The following is a 21,479-nucleotide window of genomic DNA, read 5'->3' on the forward strand; positions in this document are numbered from 1 at the left end:
TTGTCTCTCGTCGTTACCGGCTGCGAATGCCGCGGCCGGTAACAGCGATATGGCCGTGTTATGCCACGGCCGCCTTCTTCAGCTTTCCTGCCTTGCCTGCCTTCCCCGCCACGTCCTTCAGAATGCGCTCGACGCCAGCGACATAGCTCGCCGTGCCGAAGCGCTGCACCGCCGTCCGATGACCATTCGCGACGATCAGTTCACGCAACGCCACGTCTTCCTGCAGTTTCGCGAGCGTGATGGCGAGCGCCTGTGCGTCGCCGGGTTCACACAACAAACCGTCGACGCCATCCTCGACGATTTCGAGCACGCCACCCGCACGCGCTGCAACGACCGGACGCAGCGCCAGCATGCCTTCGACGATCACGCGTCCAAACGGCTCTGGCGTGATCGACGTATGCGCGACGACATCCACCGCGCACATGCAGGCCGCCACGTCGTGCTGGAATCCGAGAAAATGCACGCGCTCGCCAAGACCGTGCGCGTCGACAAAGGCGCGCAGGCTGGCTTCGTAATCGTCTTCACCGAAGAGCGCCGCACCGACGAACACCGCATGCATGCGCGGGTTCAGCACCATCGCTTCGAGCAGGACATGCTGGCCTTTCCAGTGCGCGAGGCGGCTGAACGAGCCGACGAGAAATGCATCCTGCGGCAAACTGAGGCGCGTGCGCAACGTGCGTTGCGGAACGCCGCGCAATGCGTCGAACGGCGCCGCGGAAATGCCGTTGAACACGACATCGATCCGCTTGCTGTCGAAGTCGGTCAAATCAGAAAACGCCTGCGCCGAAGCAGCAGAATTCGCGACTACATGCGACAGTCCGAATTTTGCGCACCACTTGATGATGGCCAGCTGCTTGCGGCCAAAGTGCTGCGCGCTGACGATATCGCGCAGATGCCAGACCACCGGCCTGCGCGCGATTCTGCCCGCGACGGCGCCGATCACCATCGCGCGCTGTGTGTTCGCGTAGATCACATCCGCGTCACGCGCGCGCGCGGCCACCGCGCGCACGAGCGACGCCAGTCCCGTCAACGCCGATCCTTTCGGCAGCTTGCCGCCCTGCTTGCGCACATGACGCAACGCGCCGGCGTCCAGCACGTCGACCGCGACGCCCGCTTCATCGAGCGCGGTGCGAAACGGTCCATCGTCGAACAGGGTGACCTGGATGCGTGCACGCAGTGTCTTGACGACTTCGAGCAGCGACAGCTCGGCGCCGCCCAGCACGCCGCTTTGATCGATCGCCAGCACGCCGATGCTTCCAGCTTCAGCCGAACCGCCCGATGGCGGCGTCGAACCATACGCAGGCAATGTAGCGTCGCGCAGCGCCGGCACCTTTTCCTTGACGTGCTCGAAGAAACGTTCACGGAAGTACTTCGCAGAAAACTGCTCTGCATTCGCGCGACAATCCGCAGGCGAAAAGCGCGCGATGTTTCCGTCAAAGCTCTCGACGGCTGCGATGATCGAGTCCGTCGTCTGTTCGTCGAAGAACATACCCGTGGGCCGCGCGTCGTAGATGTCGCGTACGGTTTCGAGCGCCCCGCCCTTGCCGTACGCAATCACCGGCGTACCGCAGGCCTGCGCTTCGACTACCGAGATGCCGAAGTCCTCTTCGGCGGCAAACACGAACGCCTTCGCGCGACGCATCTGGTCGTGCAGCACCGCGAACGGCTGGTAGCCCAGGATCTCGACGTTCGGCGTCGCCTTTGCGCGGATCTTCTGCATGTCCGGGCCGTCGCCGATAACAACAAGACGTCGTTCAGGCATCTTTGCAAACGCCTCGACAATCAGATCGATCTTCTTGTACGGCACCATCCGCGAAGCCGTCAGATAGAAATCTTCCTTATGCTCGTTGACAGAAAACGCGTCGACGTCGACGGGCGGAAAGATCACCTGTGCATCGCGCTGGTACACCTTTTTTATCCGCCGCGCGATGAAGGCTGAATTGGCGACGAATTCATCCACCGAATTCGACGTGCGGATATCCCAGTTGCGCATGTAGTGAAGAATCAGCCGCGCGATCGCGGAACGCGGACCATTGATCAGATTCGACTGCTTCAGGTATTGATGTTGCAGATCCCACGCATAGCGGATCGGCGAATGCACATAGCTGATGTGCACCTGATCGGGCCCGGTCAGCACACCCTTCGCAACAGCATGGCTGCTGGAAATCACGACATCGTAGGCGGACACGTCGAGCTGCTCGATCGCGAGCGGCATCAGCGGCAGCCACGCGCGATACTTCTTGCGCGCGAACGGCAGGTTCTGGATAAACGACGTGGTAACAGGCTTGTTGCGAATGAACGAGCGGTCGTCGAGAAAGTCGACGAGGCTAAACAGATCCGCATCCGGAAAGCACGCAATGATCTGCTCGAGCACGCGCTCGGCGCCGGCATAGGTCACGAGCCAGTCATGCACGATCGCAACACGGACGGGCTTGCCTGAAGGCGGCAAACGACGCGCCGGCACATCCGGACGCGGCGTGACCGGCAGCAGCGCGTCTGGCAGACGCGCCGTCGGCGCGTCGGGTTTCGTGCGCAGGACGGGTTCGTCAAGGACGTCGTGATTCATGCGCTTTTCCTCATGTTCAGTCGCAACAGCAGCGAGCGGGCAAGCCCGCGCACGGCAGGCGTCATCGTGAGCGACCAGCCAGTATTCGCGAGCACCACCAGTGCGCCCGCGGCGACTGCCACCGTAAAACTGGAAAGGAAGGCGGCCAGATACAGGCTGCCCATCAGAAACACGAGATGCGGGAGCATGTCGAGCCAGATCGGCCGCGCGCGGATCGCCGAGAGCCACAGCAGCGCGGCGTAATCGAACAGCGCCCGTCCGGCGACCACCACTGCCGCGCCCGTCAATCCGAAATGTGCGATGCCGAACCACAGGCCGCCCGCGAACAGCGGCAGTTCGACGAGCGCAATCTTCGCCGCCGCAGCCGGATTCACCTGCGACTGGATCAGCACGCGTGTGACATTCGCCTGCCCGATGAGCCAGATGCTGAGCACGAGAATGCGGCCCACGGGCGCGGCTTCACGCGCGACTTCGGCGCCCACCCACAGGTGCAGAAACGGTTCGAGCGCGAAAATCGCGACGATCGCAACCGGCGTGAAGACGGCATTGAGAAACTCGAGCGCCTGCTGCGCAAGCACGTCCGCGTGATCCCGCCGGACTGCCGACAGGCGCGGAAACAGCGTGCGCACAAAGGCGGTCGAAACGATATTGAGCCGATAGACGAGGTTTTGCGGCACCGTGTAGTACGTGACGAAACGCGCGCCCATCGCGGTGCCGAGCATCATGCGGTCAAGCGAATCGGAGACCATGTTGGTCATGCTGGTCACGAGCATCCAGCCGCCGAAATTGAACAGCCCCTTCGCGACCTTGAACTGCGGCGGCATGATGCTGCGGATGTTGAGCACCTTGAACGTCGAACGACCGAGCAGCAGCGCAGCAAGGAGTCGGGCGACCACCGCTGCGGCCAGCACGGTCTGCAGGTTTGGGGCGATCAGCCAGGCCATCGCAAGCGGCAGCAACTGGAACAGGAACGTGCCGATCGTCTGATTGGTGTTGTAGATACCGAAACGCTCGGCGCCGTTAATCGCACCGGCGAACACCCACGAGACGTTTGCAATGGGAATCGCGACGGCGAGCCACGGCAGCGCCATATAGACCTCGTGCTGCATCGCTGGCGACACGCGCGTGAAATACGCGGTGTAGATAAACGCGCCGAAGTAGATCACGAGGCCACCGATGATGCCGGTGCCGAGATTGAGCCAGAACGCGCTCCAGAACACGCGGGCACACTCTTCCTCATCGTTCGACGCACGCGCCTTCGAGATGTGATTCTGCGCGGCCATGCTCATGCCGAGATCAAGAATGCCGAAGTAGCCGATCAGCGTCCATACGAGGCTGATCACGCCGTAGCGTTCCACGCCAAGCGCCCTGATGTAGGCTGGCACCGTCACGAGCGAAACGAACGTCGGCAGCACGAGCCCGCAAAAGTTGATCGCTACGTTCTTGAGGATGCCTTTTTCCATCAGATGCCTTTGAGTCAGTATTGCGCCCGCCGCTGGCGCGACAGGAGATGCTTCGAGTAAAGCACGTAAAAAATGGGCACTGGCGTTGTTAAACGCCAGGAAAATAATTCGATGTGGGGCGTAGAAAGAGCCTTAAAAAAGGCTTCAAAACGCTTCTGGATCAGCTTGGCTTCCAGCGGTACATCAATACCTTGCCGCGCGCGTCTTCTTCGACGAACACAAGGTATTCGCCGTCGCTGCGCCGGGATGCGCTGATGCCGTTCGGCACGTCGACCCAGCCCGAGGCACGGCCCACTTCCGGGCCTGGCCGGATGACGCCCACTTCCTGACCGGAATCCTTGTCGTACACATGCACGGCCGCGAACGGCTCGACCGCGAATACGTACTGTCCTTCGACCGTGAGGCCGACGATCGTCGAAACCGGCCGCGCCTTCGTTTCCCATGGCAGCGTGACGGCGTAGCGCTGCACCGGCTTGCCCGACGACCATTTGTCGTAGCGCACCAGCACGCGTCCCGCTTCCTTCCAGAACGCGCGATCGACTCCCAGGTCCGCCGTATAGCCGGTCGCGTACATCGTGTCGCCCGCCGGATCGTAAATCGCGCGACGCAGTTCGGTGAACGGCGCCGGAACCGGATACGTCGTCATGTTCGACCATGCGTAGATCGGGTTGCCGCTCGAATCCAGTCCGCCAAAATGCAGGCGGAAAATGCCCTTCGTGTCGCGTGCGCGCCAGATATCGCCGGCCGAATCGACCCACCAGCCCCAGCCGCCCGGCAGCTTCGCGCCACTCGTGTTCGGCGAAAACTCACTCGCGTCAAAGCGGCCGTTACCGTTCGCGTCCCGCCAGATCCAGTCGCCGCCCGGCGGCGCATTTGGCACATGCTCGACAGCTTTCGCGCTCCCCGCGATGAAGCCCGAAGGGATCGCGGTCTCGCCATCACGCGCTGCGTCGAAGCGATAGATCTTCACGTGATCCGCGTACATGTCGGTGAGAAACAGGAACGTGTGCCCCTTGAGCTTGCGGGCGATCGGCATGCCTGGCCATTCGCTCACCGTGAATACCGGGTCTTCCGGATACTTGAAGCGGTTCGACAGAAAACCCGCATATTTCCAGTCCTGACCCGACGGTTTCGACAGATCGAGCTCAAACCGTTTGTTGCCGGTATAAACGCTGTTGGGCCGCGACGGATCGATCCATGCGCCGTCGACGAACAGCAGCCCCTGCACCTGCCACACCTGGCGCCCATCCGGCGCGTAGCTTTCGAGCGTCGCGCCAAGATTCGCGCCGATGACCTTGCGCGTCGGCCCGACGCCATTGGTGGATACGTAGACGTTGCCGCGCGCGTCGACACCCACACCGGTCAGGCCGTTAAAGCGCTGCGGCCCCGGCTTTCCCGGAACGCCCGAAAAAATCCCGCCACGTTCGCCAAGCGTGCCGCTCGCTGTATAGCGGCCATTCGTCCTGCTGAAAAACAGCACCTGCTGGCGCGGTCCGTTATCCGCAACAACAACGCGGCCCTGTGCATCGACCGCGACGTCCGCCACCACGGTATCGTCTGGCAGCGGTAGTTCGTCGTTCAACCGCTGGCCGTCCGCCGTGTAATGCGCTAGGCGCCTTGTGCGGTCACCGCGCGGACCGGTCAATACCCAGAGCGAACCGTCCGGCGCGAGGGCGATACGGCCCGGCTCACGCACGCTCCACGTCGTCTTCTGCATCATCGATTCGGCGTCGTAGACCTCGATGCGATCACGCGCCGTGTTCGACACATATAACGTCGTGTCGCTCGCGGCGAGCCCGTCGATTTCAGCCTTCGTATCCGACGGGACTTCGTTCACCAGCAGAAAACTGGCAGCGAGCCGCGCACGCGGATCCAGCGCGAGCGATACATTCGCGCCGCTCTGAAACGGCGCGCTGCGTTTCGGATCGGCGATCTCGCGACGCGACACGCCGTACCACTGCTTGCCCTTCTCCGGCCAGACGCCGGGCGAAACCAGATGGCCGCCCTCGTTTCCGACTGCAACCGCCAGAAATTCGTACTTGCGATTGATCGCGACAGCTGTGCCGCCCAGGTTGCCCCAGCCATGCGTGTCACTGGCGACGCCGAGCACCTTGCCGTTCTGGTAGATGCTCGCTTCGGCGCCGCTTTCGTCCCAGATCGTGTTCGTGTAGACCTTGCCGTCGGGCGAAACAGCGATCGCGGCAATGTCGATCTGCGTCCACGTGCCATCGCCGAATCCGAACGTGTTGCCGATCCACGACGTTTTCACGTTCAGCACGTTTTCGGCATACAACGGGCACGACGCCAGAAACACCGCACAGAACAACGCACCTGCGCGCTTCGTCACGAATCCGGTAAAAAGCGGGGCAAACAGCGAACGCGGCAACGACAATCCTCCAGACAGTGCCCGTTCGCGGCGCAGTTCGCGCGCGATCGATGCAGGTCGAAAACACCGGCCTACCTTACGCGGGAAATTCATGCCGACGAAATTCGAAAATAATTCAAAAATATTCAAAGAAAATCCTTTGATGTCAGCGTTGCTGAAAGAACGCGTACGAATAAAACCCGACAGGGCTCTCATTGAAAGTTCCGCGCTGGATAACCCGCTTTTCACGTTTGACTCTCCGCCATTCCGCCGCCATTCCGATTACGCCAATGCGAATGAGATGGGCTGAAGCGCATGCCAACCTCGCGTCCGATCTGTTCGATTACATTCTGATTCTATTGTTTCTGTTTATCTATCCTGCTTTCGTTTTTTCATCACTTTATTTTCCCTAGAATGAACGGCACTCCCCGTTGCCCACAGGATGGATTCGCGCCACTGAACGGCGCCAGGATGTATTCGTGCATGCGGCTTACAACGCACCTTTCCGGACGGTCCATGACAGCAAGCGTACAGCCAGTCTCGCCCTCCCATACCCACCGCATTGTCCAGCTCGACGGGCTGCGTGCGCTCGCCGTTCTCGCTGTCTTCGCCCAGCATGCGCTCAAGGCGCCGCTGTGGATGGGCGTCGATCTTTTCTTCGTGCTCAGCGGCTTTCTGATTACGGGCATCCTGCTCGAACGCAAGGCGCGCCAGCAGTCGTATTTCAGCTATTTCTACGCACGGCGTATACGTCGCATCCTGCCGCCTTATCTGCTGCTGATGCTCGTGTCGTCGCTCGTTTTCGGGCTCGGCTGGGCCCGGCACTGGCAGTGGTACGCACTGTTCGCGACGAACATCGGCGACGCGCTCGGGCAAAGCGGACATGACAGCCTGAATGTGCTGTGGTCGCTTGCCGTCGAAGAGCAGTTTTACATCGTGTGGCCGTTTGTCGTCCTGCTGCTGCCGCAGCGCGCGCTGGCGATCGTCGCCGCGGCCCTGATCGTGCTTGTGCCGTTGCTGCGTGCGGTCGCCACGCCGTGGTTCGACACGTTCTGGCCGATCTACTATCTCACGCCGTTCCGCATGGATCTGCTGTCGGCCGGCGCACTGCTCGCCGTGGCCGTGCGGCGCGATCGCAACGCGCTCGAACCGTTCAGGCTGCCGGCCGTCTTCGCGCTGTTCGCAGCGCTTGTCGTGCTGGGCTGGCTGCATCTGCACTTTCCGCGCTTTCGCGCCGCGAATACGCCGCTGTCGAATGCCGGGCTCTACAGTATCTCGCTCGTGCTGTGCACGTCGGCACTCGTGATCGCGCTGCAGTCAAAGGGCATCGTGAAGCGGGTTCTGTCACATCCCGCGCTCGTCTACATCGGCACCATCAGCTACACGATCTATCTGGTTCATCTGACCGTGCTCTACATGCTGTGGCCGCTTGAACTGAATCGCTATGTCACCGCGGCGCTCGCACTCGCGATCACCCTCGCCTATGCGACGCTTACATGGTTCGCCTTCGAACGACGCCTGGTTCACGGTTCGTCGTCACGTCGTGCGGTGGCGCGGTCAATCGCGTCCCGCAACGACTCCGCGCAATCGCGGACCTGACCATGAAGCACCCATGAAGCAAAACACCCAGTCTCCGCGCGCCATCGTCGGCGCCCTGCTCCTGACGACGCTCATCGCGCTTTCCGGCGCGCAGCCCGCGAGAGCCGCGCAGCGGGAAGTGTTGATCGAAGCCTACGGCGATTCGACCACGCTAGGCATTTCATGCAGCGAGGGCCATTGCGGTCCGCGTGTGCAGAACGCGGTTACATATCTGCAGGACGCGTTGCAGTCGGCACATGGCTGGCGCGTCTCGGTGACCAATTTTGGCGTCGGCGGCACGACGGCGTCGCAGTTGCGCGATGGCACCGAGCGCGGCCACGGCATCCCGTGGAAAACGCGGCTTGCCGCGTCGTCGGCGCAGATCGTGACGATCAACTACGGCATCAACGAAGTGATGCACGGCCAGACGCCCGAGCAGTTTTACGACGCTGAAACCGACCTTGTCGTCACCGCGCTTGCGCTCGGCAAACTGCCGGTGCTGGAAACAGCGAACCCGATGCCTGACGGACGCCTCAACGCAAAACTCGCAGCGATGGCGTCGATGACGCGCCGTATCGCCACGGAACAGCACGTGCCGCTTGTCGACCAGTTCGCCTACATTTCCGCGCTGCCGGACTGGAAAGCGATGATGTCCGATGGCGCGCATCCGAAGCCGGAGCTTTACCGGATCAAGGCAGGACAGGATTTCAACGTCGTCGATCCGCTGGTGCGACAGATCCTCGACGGCGGCAAAGCCGTTCACGTTTCCCATCAATGAATCACACTACCCTGAAGGATATTCCATGAGCACACCACGCAAGGCGATCATCACGGGCGTGTCCGGACAGGACGGCGCCTATCTGACGAAACTGCTCCTCAACAAGGGCTATCACGTCACCGGCACTTACCGGCGCACGAGTTCCGTCAACTTCTGGCGCATGGAAGAACTTGGCGTGCTCGACCACCCGAATCTTTCGCTCGTCGAACACGATCTGACTGATCTCGGTTCGACGCTGCGCCTGCTCACCGCCACACAGGCCGACGAGGTGTACAACCTCGCCGCACAGAGTTTCGTCGGCGTCTCGTTCGACCAGCCCATTACGACCGCGGAGGTGACCGGCGTCGGCGCGCTGAACCTGCTCGAAGGCATCCGCATCGTGAATCCGAAGACGCGTTATTACCAGGCGTCGACATCCGAAATGTTCGGCAAGGTACAGGCCGTTCCGCAGCGCGAAGACACGCCGTTCTATCCGCGCAGCCCGTATGGCGTCGCCAAGCTGTTTGCGCACTGGTCGACGATCAACTATCGCGAATCGTACGGTCTCTTTGCGAGCAGCGGCATCCTGTTCAATCACGAATCGCCGCTACGTGGCCGCGAATTCGTCACGCGCAAGATCACGGACACCGTCGCCAAGATCAAGCTCGGCAAGCAGGACGCGCTCGAACTCGGCAACATGGACGCAAAGCGCGACTGGGGCTTCGCACTTGAATATGTGGAAGGCATGTGGCGCATGCTGCAGGCCGACGAGCCCGACACCTTCGTGCTGGCCACCAACCGTACCGAAACCGTGCGCGATTTCGTACGCATGGCGTTCGCCGCGGCGGGCTATCAGCTCGAATGGTCCGGCAGGGCCGAGCAGGAAACCGGCGTCGATGTTGCGACCGGCAAGACGCTCGTGCGTGTGAACCCGAAGTTCTATCGTCCGGCCGAAGTGGAACTGCTGATTGGTTGCGCGGACAAGGCGCGCGAAAAGCTCGGCTGGAAACCGGAGACAACGCTCGAACAGCTGTGTCAGATGATGGTAGCCGCCGATCTCACGCGTAACGCGCATCATCAGACTTTCTAATGTGGCTGTGCTGCAAAAAAGCGCGACCTTGCGGTCGCGTTTTTTTTAACTACCGCCGATGCGATTTAATGAACACCGCCCGCCGCGATCGCTTCGTCATACACCGACGCAACACGTTTCGCGATCACCGCATTGTCGAAATTCGCACGCGCATACGCACGGCACGCGTCGGCGTCCGGGAGTTTCAGCGAGCCATCGAGCGCGGCCGCGAGACCGTCGGCGATCGCCGCGGCGCCCGTCGTTGGGAGCACCAGATCCTGTGACAGCCCGGCGACGGCTTCGGGCAATCCGCCCACTGGCGTAACCAGCACCGGCGTGCCCGATGCGAGCGACTCCACCGTGATCAGCCCGAAGCCTTCGAGCGCCACCGTCGGCACAACGCTGATCGTCGCGGCACGATAGAGCGCGGCGAGATGCTGGTCGGGCACGAAACCAAGCAGCTTCACGTTGTCCGCGAGACCCGCCTCGTCGATGCGCGCCTGCAGTTCCCCTTCGAGTCTTCCCTTGCCCGCGATCAGCAGCAGCACATCCGGTTGCTGGCGCTTCAGCAGCTTCACCGCATCGACCAGATCCTCCAGGCCCATGCGGCGCACCAGACGCCGCACCGCCAGTACGATGGGCCGTCCAAGCGGCAACTGCAGCTTGAGACGCGCTTCCGTCGGCGAGATCGGCAGATTGAACTGCTCGACGTTGACGCAACCGGGCACGACGCGGATGCGCTCCGGCGGAATCCCGTAGCGCGACGTCAGGATCTGGCCGAATGCATCCGACAGCACGATCAGTCGCGAAGAACGCGAATAGACGGCCTGCTCCAGATAACGCTTCGCACGCTGACCCAGCGAATCGGCGCCTTCGACGTGGCTTTCATCGGCCCACGGTCCCTGAAAATGCGAGACCTGCGGAATCCCGCGCGTCACGTCGAGACCCGGAAATGTGTAGAGCGCGAAATGTGACGAGATCACATCCGGCCGCTCGATATCGATCGCATCACGCAGTGCGCGCCGAGCGGCCATCAGGCGTCGCGGCAGCGACTGCGCGGCGGAGCCGAAACCGCGGATCGCGCCGTCGGTGTCTTCGGCCACGCGCGGCGAGCCCGCGACCACGCCGCGTACCGCGACGCCCGCGCCCGGCAGCGCGCCGACAAGCGAGTAATACATGCGATCGAGTCCGCCGGCGCGCTCGGGGAACCAGTGCATGCCGATTTGCAGCGATTTGATTGAACGGGTTGTCATGGCTGTTCCCTGTGGTTGTGACTGCAACGATTCGCTGTGGCTAACGCAGCGCGTTGAGTGGCGTTCATTCGGCCGTCTCCCTGCGCGCCAGCACGCTGGCCCCGAGTGCATCGGCTTCTCCGCCGCGCGCCTTGCGCGGATCGTCGCGCCGGCCTGCCAGTTGCCGATAGAGGTCGATGTATTGCCTTGCCATGCGTGCCCAGCCGAAGCCGGTCGCAAGTTCACTGGCGGCAATACCCATCGCACGACGTACCGGGTCCGAGGCTGCAAGACGCGAAATCGCACCGGCCAGCGCATGCGGATCATCCGGATCCTCGAGCACGATGCCGCACTCCGGCGTGATGATCTCCGCGCCACCCGCCGTGCGCGCCGTGACGACCGGTAGGCCCGCGGCCATCGCTTCGAGCAGCGAGAGGCTCATCGCTTCGTAGCGCGACGGAAACACGAAGGCGTCGACCGAATGCATCAACACCGGCATCTCTTTGACGAGCCCCAGAAAATGCACACGATCGCCGACGCCGAGCGAACGCGCCTGTTCCGGATACGGACTGCCCGGCAGATAACCGGCGACCGCGATGTGCACGTGCTCGGGCAATTCACGCAATGCCTTCAACACCGTGCCGAGATTCTTGCGCGGCGTGCGCAGATCGCCGACGAAGAGGAGCAGGAACGCGTCGGCAGGCAGATTGAATCGCGTGCGATCGCCCCCGGCGGCCGCAAAGCCCTGCGTATCGACGCCGTTGTAAATCACATCGACGCGGTTGCGCGGCGTCAGCCCGATCGCGCGGATTTCGTCAGCGACCTTTTGCGACACGGCCGTGATCACGCGCGAGCGCCGGTAGGCCCAGCGTTCGAGCTGCGCATTCAGGCCGGTATAGAGAAACTGATACGCGGACCATACGCCCTTCGCGAGTCCGAACGGGTAGTACTTGCTGCCGAACCAGCCGCTGTGCACGAAGTGTGCAGTGTTGACGTCGGCGGCGACCCACGAGATAAAGCCGTTCACATGCAGGACGTCGTATTCGTGACGATGCCGGCGCAGCCACCATGCGCTTTTGAGCGCGAACACCTGCTGGCGGATCAGGTTGGAGGGCCACCATTTGCCGATCCGTATCGGGATCCAGCGCACATCCGGATGCGCCAGGAGTTCTGGCGCGACGTGCGAAGCAATGAGGGTCACCGCAATATTTTCTTCCAGGGCTGCACGCGCAATTTCATGGTTGACGCGTCCCTGGCCGTCGTTATGACGCACGACGTGCGTGACAATGGCGACTCTCAATCAGTGCCCTCCATGGAGAATGAGATTCCGTCTGCGGTTCAGCTTTTGCCAGTGCGCCGCGGACAGGATCGAGAAGAAGCTCATGAACAGCAGCAGACCGCCCGTGCCCACGAGCGAGTTGGTGAAGACCAGCATCGAGAAACATGCGAGACCGAGGCTGAGACACGCACCCACGAACTTGTCGTCGCGCAGCGCGAACGACGCCAGCACCGCGCGCATCAGCAGCCACAGGATGCCGGACATGTAGAGCAGCGTGCCGGGCCAGCCGAGCACGAACGGAATGTTCATCACGCCGCTGTCGAAGTTGCCGTATTTGCCCAGTTCGCCGCCGCTGTCGCTCGACAGCTTGGTCGACGTGCCCGTCGCGCCGAGGCCCTCGCCCTGCACATCGGTGAACGCGGTCTTTGCGAACGTTGCATAGAACTGGTTACGCGCGGCATAGCTCGTGTCGTCGTTGAGGTTGACGAGGGTTTGCAGACGCGTCTGCATACGCTCGGCGACCGGACCGACTGCAAGGAGCGGCACGCACAGGCCCGCGAGCAGCAAGGCGGTCGCGATGATCCGCACGCGCACGCGGTTGCTGGACTTGACGAGCTGGATCAGAAGCGCGACGACCCAGCCGCCCCACGTCGAACGTACGAGGCTCAGCGCGAAGGCGAGAAAACCCAGCGCGCCCGCGATCCAGCGCACGCGATGCTGCGCGGCCATCACGAACACCATCGCGCCCATCATTGCGAGCGCAAACGGCCCGGACGAATTCATCGTACTGAACACACGCACGCCTAGCGGCACGGCATCGCCCTGCGAATTCATCTGCGAACCGAGCATCCACATGGCGTCCCACGGCGGCATGATGAAGAATTGCACGAGGCCATACGCGCCCATCGCGAGCATGCCCCAGATGAACGTATTGACGATTACGTCGCGATACTCGGGGTACTGGCGCGTGTGCGCCATGATGTGAAAGCCGATCAGGACCGGATAGAGCCAGTTCGCGAGGTCGTACAGCGCGGCCAGCGGTCCGCTCGATACGACACCGACGAGAAACGCGTACGCGAGGCCAGCGAGGATCAGCAGCACCGGCAGGCCGCGTCGTTGCGCAAGCACCGGGTAATAGCGCAGCAGCGAAAGCGCGCTGATCATCGTGACGGCCAGTGGTGCGACCTGGATCAGACTCGTCGGCGTGAACGAGCCTTTCGACCAGTCGGCGAGACGCCGCACTTCGGGGCTCAGAAACCACAGCCACCACATGAAGCCGACGTACTGCGCGGGGCTTTTGAAATACAGCCAGAAGCCCGTGAGAATCGCGAGCACAGGAAATGCGAGCGTCAGCACGGTGCCCTGATGCGCACCGATCATCATGGCCGTGACGAGCCACAGCAGTGCCTGCGGCAGCCACGCCTTGCGCTCGCCGCCTGGCAAGCGCGATGAACGGTCGACCTCGACGCGTGCGACGGCCATCGTTATTGCCCCCTGCCGGCTTGATGCCGCGACTGCGGCTGCGCGGACTGCCCGCTAGCGCCGCTACCGCCGGCCCGGCGCCGCGCTTCGTCCACTGACCGGCCGCGCGGCGAAGCGCGCCGGCCCATCAACTCGCGTGTGATACGCACGTGTTGCTGCGCGAACTGTTCGGTGGTGAGCTTGCGCGCGATCAGCTGACGGGCGGCGGCCTGCGCCTGACGCAATGCATCGTCAGGCGAAGCGACAAGGCGATCGACAGCCTGTCGCAGCGCTTCCGGATCGAACGGCGGCACATAAGCCGCCTGACCGTCGGCGAAATAGTCCTTTAGCGCGCCGACATCGGTGACGATCATCGGCTTACCGACCGCAGCGGCTTCGAGCATCACGGTGATACCCGATGCGTGCGCATTGGGCCGCAGCGGGACGACGATCACATCGGCCCAGTCGTACAGCTCGCGCTGCTTCTTAAGGCCAGCCGCCGGCGCGATATCGACATTCGATGCCCGCAGCGACGCCGGAATACGTCGACGGGTTGCGAGCCGGACCGTGTAGCGCGGATCGTTGCCATAGGCGTTAATGAGGCTCACCCAGTCGCGGTCCCGATCGTTGCCGATCGCGGCGATACGCACCGGCGTATGCGGCTGCCATACAGTCGGCTCCTGCACCGGAAAATCGCGCGTATTCAGCCCGTAGTAGACGTGCACCGCGTCGCGGCCGAGATAACGGCGGCACAGCGCGGCGTTTTCGGAAGCAAGCGTCGTCAGCACATCGGCGCGCGCAACCAGCTTGCGATACGCCCAGCGGCGCAGTACACCGAAGTCGGGCCATTTATCGAGCAGCCACACGCTTTGCGCGAGCAGCAGCGGCTGGCGGCTCTTCCGGCGATTCAGCAGCAGCAACAGCGCCACCGACAGATATTCGTGTTCCGTGTGCGTCCACACGACGTCCGAGCGCAGGATTTCATCCCGATTGCGCAGCGTGTGAATGAAATCGAAGCCGAGCATCGCCTTCAGCCCACGACGCAGCAGGCGCATCGGCAGACGCTCGCGCGCGTCCTGCGAATAGCTCAGCGCAAACTCATCCGATTCGGCATGGTGATAGCCGTACAGGCAGCCGATGTCGTCGCCCTTGCGGTAGAAACGCGGATCGGCACCGTAAAACAGATGGACGTGGACGTTGGTCACACTCATGCAGGGACTCCGGGCTTGTTATGGACGGCATCGATTCGAAGCACGCATCGATGCACCGGAACGCAACAGGTGCGCATCACGATCACGAAGCCGTGCGTCGCGCTTCATGCGCGCCGATACGAACAGCACGCCAGCGCGACAGAGTCGCGCGGCCGCGCTTCGACGCGAGCGCGAGCACCGCGTGCGCCATGCCCGGATAAACGCGCGTACCGACCAGCGTGTACCACCACCATGCCGCCTCGCGACGCAACGGCGGCAGATGATCGCGCAGGATCAGATGCAGGTTGTAGGCGGCGTTGCGTACCGCCTGCATCGTCTGCGCATCACGACGGTCGTCATCGAAACGTTCAGCGGGAAAATGATCGACGGCGACCTGCGGGTCGTAGACGAGCTTCCAGCCCGCATGCTTCACGCTCATGCTGAACGCCATGTCGTTGTGAACCTGGGCGCCCGCGCCACGCAGGCGCGGATCGAAGCGGATCGTACGGATCGCTTCGCGCCGGTAGCTCATGTTGGCGCCCTTCAGCATATCGACTTCGCGCGCACCGCCGACGCCCAGATGGTGATTGCCGATGATCTTGCCCGACGCGCGCAGCTTGCCGACGAGCGGTCGTGCGCCGTCGAGAATGCCGCCCTTCTCGTGTACCCAGTCGCGGCCACCCAGCGCCCCCAGCAGCAGATCGCTTTCAAATGCGCTGGCGATACGCTGTGCCCAGTCGGGTCGAGGCGCGGCGTCGTCATCGGTGATGGCGATGACATCGCCCTTCGCCACGTCGAGGCCGCGATTGAGTGCCGCGACCTGCCCCGGTACCTCGACGATCGCGATACGCAGCGGCAGCGCGCCCTTCACGGCGGGATCGTGCAGACACGCAAGCGTCTCCCTGTCGTCGGGGCGCACAACGACGATCACTTCGTCCGGCGCACGCTGCTGGCGCTGGAGCGCGGAGAGGCAGCGTGCGAGATCGGCGGGACGGCGAAACGTCGGAACCAGAACGGATAGTTTCATGATGGGTCCTTTCGGGCGCTTACGCGCTCAGGTATTCCTGCACCGCTGCATAACCACGCGAATAGTTGCCGCGCGCCCCCGCTGGCATCGCGTTGAAAATCGCACCCTGCACCGTCACGCCCGCGTTATGCAGACGCTTGAGCGCATCGTTGATTTCCGGCTCGCTGTGCATGCCCGAACGCAGCACGAGGAACGTCGCGCCCGCGTGCACCGCGACAATCGACGCGTCGGTCACCGCAAGCACCGGCGGCGTATCGATCAGGATCACGTCGTAGCGCTTCGCGAGCGCTTCAAGGTACGTCTGCAGACGCGGCGACATCAGCAGTTCCGACGGATTCGGCGGACGACGGCCGCACGAGATGAAGCTGAGGTTTTCAGTTTCCGTGTGACGGATCGCTTCCTCGAGGGAGATCTGGCCGCTCAGCAGCTCGGACAGGCCGATATCCTGCGTGCCGCCGAGATAACGCTCCAGCGAGCCGCGACGCATGTCGCCGTCGATCATCAGCACACGCTTGCCCGAATGCGCGAGCAGCGTGGCGAGATTCACCGTCAGGAAGCTCTTGCCGACGCCCGGCATCGGGCCGGTCAGCACGACGATGCGGTTGCGCGCATCCATCATCGTGAACTGCATCGACGTGCGCAGGCTGCGCATGCTTTCGACGGTCGCATCCTTCGGGCGCGCGGCCGCCAGCACCTTGCGAAGACGATTGCCGCCGCGCTCGAAGCTGTTTTCCAGCACGGCCTGCTCCGGGCTCATCGGCACGAGGCCATACACCGGCAGGCGGAACATGCGCTCGATGTGCTCCGGATCATCGATGCCCTTGAACATGTTGCGACGCAGGAACACGAAACCGGTGCCCACGATCAGGCCCAGAATCACGGCGGCCGACAGGATCAGCACCTTCTTCGGCTTGACCGGCGCACCCGGGCGCAGCGCCACATCGACGATATGCACGTTACCGCCCGTGCCCGCCTTCTGCACCGACAGTTCCTGCACGCGATTCAGCAGCAGCACGTAGATGTCTTCGGCCACCTTCGCGTCGCGTTGCAGTTGCACGGCCTTCACTTCGGTCGCGGGCAGATTGCGGAAGCGGTCGGCGTATTTTTCGCGTTGCGCCTGCAGTTCAGCGAGCTGCTGGCGCGCGGCGATCAGCATCGGATGGTCGTTGCCAAAGCGTTGTTCGAGCGCTGCCACCTGGATACGCAGCGCGGAGATCTGCGATTCGTACTCCACGCTGCCTTGCAGGTACACCTTCGCTTCGTCGCTCGCGTTGATGGAGCCGGACTTGCTTTGATACGCGGTGAGCGCGGCTTCGGCGCGTTCAAGATCGCCCTTCAGGCGCGGCTCTTCGCTCTTCAGGAAGTCGAGCATCTTGCTCGCGTCGGCCTGCTTGCTCGCGATGTGCGTGCGCAGATATGACTGCGCGACTGCATTGGCGATTTCCGCGGCGCGTTGCGGATCCTGGTTTTCCAGCGAAATCTGGATGACGCCCGTGCCCTTGCCCTGCTCGGACACCTGAATCGCCGACTGGAACGACGCGATCGCATCGAGGTCATTCGCGCGCATCACGTTGAACTGCGTGCCCGGACGCGCTACGAGCCTGTTGACGAGAATCGACACGCCGCTGCCCTGCGCCGGCTGTCCTGCCCGACCGTGCAGCAGCACCGAACCGTTCGGCGCCAGCAGTTCGAACTGGTCGTTGGCCAGCGCGGTCATGATCATCTTCTGACCTTCGAGCGCGGGCGGCACTTCAACGTAATCGACGTCGGCGATTTCACCGCCCCACGCGTAGCCGCTGAAGCGGTCGAGACCCGGCCACGGACGCGCCGGTTCGCCCGGCGTCGCAAGACGCGCGGCGAGGCTGCCGATCACCGGGAGCATCTTCGGCGCGACGCTGAAGTTCAGCTTCAGTTGCTGAACCACCGGCGTCACCACACCGCGGCTCTTGATCATCTCGATCTCGGCGTCGGTGGGTAGCGACGTCTGGCCGGACGAAATGTTCGCGCCGGTCTGCGTCTGCGTGAGCGCCTGCGACGTGTTGTCGGACTGCTCGACGCGCACGTGCGCATCGGCCGAATACACCGGCTTCGCGACGTAACAGTAGAACGCAGCGACCGCGACGATCGACAGCGCAATGGCAATCAGCCACCAGATGTCGTCGATGATCACCTGCACCAGTTGACCGAGGACGACGTCCTCTTCTTCGGTCCTGGCCGGGCCGGCCAGATGCGTGTTTGCGTGAGTGCTCACAGTTCGATCCTGGTTGGTTCACCTCAGGTCCACGGGGTCCGCAACGATGCGTTGTGCGGGCCGCGTGGGCCTTCCGGCGGGTCAAGCGACTAGCGCGTCAGCTGCTTCAGATAGAACAGGGTCTGGACGGTCGGCAGCACCTGCTGCAGCACACGGTTGAACGTTGTCGACGCGGCAGTGCCCACGTAGACCACATCCATCGGTTGCAACTGGAATTGCGTCGACAGCATGATGGCGTTCGGCTGCGTCATGTCGAGGCGATACACATCGGGCGTCGTCGGTTTGCTTTGCATGCCGCGCATCACATAGATCTGGCGCGGGTTCGCATCGGTGTCGAGAATGCCGCCAGCCTGCGTGAGCGCATCGGCGATCGTCAGACGGCCCTTGATCATCGTCAGCTGGACCGGTGCCTTGACCTCGCCCATCACGAACACACGGCTGTCGATACGGTCCGGCACGTTGATGATGTCGCCGTTCTGCAGCATCACGTTCTGCGTGGTGTCGCCGTTATCGAGCATGCGGTTCGCGTCGAGCACGTACAGCTGCTTGTTGCGCGTGAGGCGCACGCGCTGCAGATCGGCGTCACCGGTCATGCCGCCCGAGCGTGTGATCGCGTCGACGAGCGACAGCGGCACATCGCTGATCGCGAGCGGTCCCGGCGTTTTCACCTGGCCCGTCACCTGCACCTTCTGGCTGCGATACGACAGGATGCGCACGTCCACCTGCGGATTCTTGATATAGCGCACGAGGCCTGAGGTAATCTGGTCGCGCAGTTCGCCCACCGTCTTGCCGGCTGCACGGATACGGCCGATGAACGGGAAATAGATCGTGCCGTCAGAGGCCACCGTCTGGCCGTACGGATCGGCCTGACCCGGCAGCGCCGTCGTGTACGGCTGCTGCAGCACGGCGCCCACCGATTGCGTGGTGTTGCCGCCGGCGGAGAGCGTGCTGCCGTTCGGCGTCGTCAGTTCTGGGTGATCCCAGACCGTCACGCCGAGGATGTCCTGCGGCGCGATCCGGTAGACCCATTGCGACGGATCGGCAATGCGCGACTCCGGCAGAACCTGCGGCACGGCTGCGGCCTTCGCCTGATCCATCACGACCTGCGCGTTGATCAGATGCACCGGATAGTCTTCAGCGGGCGCACTTTGCTGGTCTTCCTTCAGCCGCGACGTGTCGAGGTAATTCCCCGGCGCTGTCGCACAGGCCGACAGAAAGGCCGTCAGCAGCACAGAGAGTGTGGTATTTCGCATCAGCATATTTTTTTCAGCCATCCCATGACCAGGTGTTCGATGAGCACGAGACTTGCCCGATAGCCGGCTTCGTGTCCGCCATGCGGATCGGCGACATCGGAGTCCTCCCATTTGCCAAGCGGATAGACCTTGCCGCGCGAAGTCGGATCGAGTGCTTCGACCTCCTTCACCTGCGCGCGCTCGGTGACAAGCACCAGGTCCGCGTCACGCACGAGGCGGCAGTTCAGGCGTCGCGCCCGATGTCCGCTGGTAGCGACGCCGCCCTCGGCGAGCAGGCGTCGCATGACGGGATCCATGCCGTCGCCTTCGAACGCGCGAATGCCGGCCGACTGGAAGGCGATGCGCGCGCCCAGACGGGGCAGCGCGCGCGCCTTGAACAGCATCTCCGCGGCCGGCGAGCGGCACACGTTGGCGTAGCAGACGATGAGGACATTAGCGAACATGGATCGGATCCCTGGTTTGCGTGGCGCGCGGTTCAGCGAGCCGCTGCTTCGCTTGCTGCGTGCGTCACGCGTGCCGGTGCGGCCACGTGTGACGACGCATCGGCCAGCGCATGCTGACGGCCGATCGCGTGATATTCGATGCCCAGTTCCTGCATCGACTCCGGTTCGTACAGATTGCGGCCGTCGAAAATGAGCGGCGTCTTCAGCAATGCCTTGAGGCTCTCGAAATCGGGGCTCTTGAAGACCTTCCACTCGGTGAGAATCACGAGCGCATCGGCGCCCTCTGCCACGTCCATTTCCTCGTTCGCGAATTCGAGACGCGCGAGCTGCTGCGGCGCGTGCTGCAGATCGAGCGCGAACACGCGCTTCGCTTCGTCGATCGAGACCGGGTCGTAAGCTTTCACCCGCGCGCCATGCGCGAGCAACGCGGCGATCAGGCGACGGCTCGGGGCTTCGCGCATGTCGTCGGTATTCGGCTTGAACGCAAGCCCCCAGACGCCGAACGTGCGGCCCGTCAGATCGCTGCCGAGACGCGTCACGATCTTGTGCGCGAGGATCTTCTTCTGGTCGTCGTTGACGGCTTCGACGGCATTCAGGATGCGCAGGTCCGTGCTGTGTTCGTCCGCCGTGCGGATGAGCGCCTGCACGTCCTTCGGGAAGCACGAGCCGCCGTAACCGCAACCGGCGTACAGGAAGTCATAGCCGATGCGCGGATCGGAACCGATTCCGCGGCGTACTGCTTCGATATCGGCGCCGACGCGATCCGCCAGATTGGCGAGTTCGTTCATGAACGAGATGCGCGTCGCGAGCATCGCGTTGGCCGCGTACTTCGTGAATTCGGCCGAGCGCACGTCCATGTACAGCGTGCGTTCGCGGTTGCGATTGAACGGCGCATAGACGCGCTTCATCACGTCGCGTGCCTTTTCGCCGGGCACGTCCTCGTCGCAGCCGAGCACGATGCGGTCGGGCCGCGTGAAGTCTTCGACGGCTGCGCCTTCCTTCAGGAACTCGGGATTCGACACGACAGAAAACATGTGCTTTTCGCCGCGCGCAGCGAGTTCTTCGGCGATCACTTCGCGCACGCGCAGCGCGGTGCCGACCGGCACCGTCGACTTGTCGACGATCACCTTGAAGCCGTTCATATGACGGCCGATGTTGCGTGCAGCCGCGAGCACATATTGCAGATCGGCGGAGCCGTCTTCGTCCGAAGGCGTGCCCACGGCAATGAACTGCACGTCGCCATGCGCGACCGCTGCTTCGATGTCGGTCGAAAACTTCAGGCGGCCAGCCTTGCGGTTACGCGCGATGACTTCCTGCAGGCCCGGCTCATGAATCGGCACGCCGCCATTGTTGAGCACGTCGATCTTGCGTTGATCCAGATCGAGGCAGAACACGTCGTTGCCGATGTCGGCGAGACACGCGCCCGTCACGAGCCCTACATAGCCGGTACCAATGATCGTCAGGTTCATCTGTTACACCTCGAAAATTTGAACATTCCAGAAACGGAAAACGCATGCGCCGTGCTTCGCTGTCCTGCCCCGCGCT

At 63.0% G+C, this 21,479-nt stretch carries 16 protein-coding genes; 4 read left to right on the forward strand and 12 right to left on the reverse strand.

What is annotated here, in order from left to right; all coding sequences use genetic code 11:
* Window positions 1–58: 58 nt before the first annotated feature.
* The 3 genes from P3T21_RS12965 to P3T21_RS12975 form a co-directional block, all read right to left on the reverse strand.
* The gene (locus P3T21_RS12965) at window positions 59–2,566 is read right to left on the reverse strand and encodes a glycosyltransferase family 4 protein (protein ID WP_429256342.1); all 2,508 of its coding nucleotides are present in this window, start codon (window positions 2,564–2,566) and stop codon (window positions 59–61) included.
* Entirely contained in the window at window positions 2,563–4,029 is a 1,467-nt protein-coding gene (locus P3T21_RS12970) for a flippase (RefSeq protein ID WP_429256343.1), read from the reverse strand. The genes P3T21_RS12965 and P3T21_RS12970 overlap by 4 nt, the downstream gene beginning before the upstream one ends.
* A gap of 160 nt (window positions 4,030–4,189) precedes the next feature.
* Complete coding sequence (locus P3T21_RS12975) at window positions 4,190–6,376, reverse strand: hypothetical protein (RefSeq protein ID WP_429256627.1); 2,187 nt, start codon at window positions 6,374–6,376, stop codon at window positions 4,190–4,192.
* Here P3T21_RS12975 and P3T21_RS12980 point away from each other — a divergent pair.
* The 4 genes from P3T21_RS12980 (at window position 6,273) to gmd (ending at window position 9,819) form a co-directional block, all read left to right on the forward strand.
* On the forward strand, window positions 6,273–6,704 hold the full coding sequence (locus tag P3T21_RS12980; RefSeq protein ID WP_429256644.1) for a hypothetical protein: 432 nt from the start codon (window positions 6,273–6,275) through the stop codon (window positions 6,702–6,704). The genes P3T21_RS12975 and P3T21_RS12980 overlap by 104 nt on opposite strands.
* 206 nt (window positions 6,705–6,910) lie before the next feature.
* The gene (locus P3T21_RS12985; protein ID WP_429256344.1) at window positions 6,911–7,993 is read left to right on the forward strand and encodes an acyltransferase family protein; all 1,083 of its coding nucleotides are present in this window, start codon (window positions 6,911–6,913) and stop codon (window positions 7,991–7,993) included.
* A gap of 13 nt (window positions 7,994–8,006) precedes the next feature.
* Window positions 8,007–8,750: an SGNH/GDSL hydrolase family protein gene (locus P3T21_RS12990; protein WP_429256345.1), complete on the forward strand. Its 744-nt coding sequence runs from the start codon at window positions 8,007–8,009 to the stop codon at window positions 8,748–8,750.
* Between the two features lie 25 nt (window positions 8,751–8,775).
* Window positions 8,776–9,819 (forward strand): GDP-mannose 4,6-dehydratase, encoded by a 1,044-nt coding sequence (gene gmd / locus P3T21_RS12995; RefSeq protein WP_429256346.1) that lies wholly within the window; start codon window positions 8,776–8,778, stop codon window positions 9,817–9,819.
* A 65-nt stretch (window positions 9,820–9,884) separates the two neighbouring features.
* Here gmd and P3T21_RS13000 read toward each other — a convergent pair whose 3' ends face one another.
* The 9 genes from P3T21_RS13000 to P3T21_RS13040 form a co-directional block, all read right to left on the reverse strand.
* Entirely contained in the window at window positions 9,885–11,051 is a 1,167-nt protein-coding gene (locus P3T21_RS13000; RefSeq protein WP_429256347.1) for a glycosyltransferase family 4 protein, read from the reverse strand.
* 64 nt (window positions 11,052–11,115) lie between these two features.
* Window positions 11,116–12,330: a glycosyltransferase family 4 protein gene (locus P3T21_RS13005; protein WP_429256348.1), complete on the reverse strand. Its 1,215-nt coding sequence runs from the start codon at window positions 12,328–12,330 to the stop codon at window positions 11,116–11,118.
* Window positions 12,331–13,791 carry a glucose-6-phosphate isomerase gene (locus P3T21_RS13010; RefSeq protein ID WP_429256349.1) on the reverse strand — a complete coding sequence of 487 codons (1,461 nt, stop codon included), beginning with the start codon at window positions 13,789–13,791 and terminating at the stop codon, window positions 12,331–12,333. It abuts the gene before it with no gap.
* 2 nt (window positions 13,792–13,793) lie between these two features.
* Window positions 13,794–14,981: a glycosyltransferase gene (locus P3T21_RS13015; protein WP_429256350.1), complete on the reverse strand. Its 1,188-nt coding sequence runs from the start codon at window positions 14,979–14,981 to the stop codon at window positions 13,794–13,796.
* An 82-nt stretch (window positions 14,982–15,063) separates the two neighbouring features.
* Window positions 15,064–15,987 (reverse strand): glycosyltransferase family 2 protein, encoded by a 924-nt coding sequence (locus tag P3T21_RS13020; RefSeq protein WP_429256351.1) that lies wholly within the window; start codon window positions 15,985–15,987, stop codon window positions 15,064–15,066.
* Between the two features lie 19 nt (window positions 15,988–16,006).
* The gene (locus tag P3T21_RS13025) at window positions 16,007–18,214 is read right to left on the reverse strand and encodes a polysaccharide biosynthesis tyrosine autokinase (protein ID WP_429256628.1); all 2,208 of its coding nucleotides are present in this window, start codon (window positions 18,212–18,214) and stop codon (window positions 16,007–16,009) included.
* 113 nt (window positions 18,215–18,327) lie between these two features.
* A complete protein-coding gene (locus tag P3T21_RS13030) occupies window positions 18,328–19,497 on the reverse strand; it encodes a polysaccharide biosynthesis/export family protein (protein ID WP_429256352.1) in 1,170 nt (389 codons plus the stop codon).
* On the reverse strand, window positions 19,491–19,934 hold the full coding sequence (locus P3T21_RS13035; protein WP_429256353.1) for a low molecular weight phosphotyrosine protein phosphatase: 444 nt from the start codon (window positions 19,932–19,934) through the stop codon (window positions 19,491–19,493). The genes P3T21_RS13030 and P3T21_RS13035 overlap by 7 nt, the downstream gene beginning before the upstream one ends.
* Before the next feature lie 32 nt (window positions 19,935–19,966).
* Window positions 19,967–21,403, reverse strand: a complete 1,437-nt coding sequence (locus P3T21_RS13040; RefSeq protein WP_429256354.1) for a UDP-glucose dehydrogenase family protein — start codon at window positions 21,401–21,403, stop codon at window positions 19,967–19,969.
* Window positions 21,404–21,479 lie beyond the last annotated feature (76 nt).

The organism is Paraburkholderia sp. GAS334, assembly GCF_050436625.1.
Classification (GTDB): Bacteria; Pseudomonadota; Gammaproteobacteria; order Burkholderiales; family Burkholderiaceae; genus Paraburkholderia.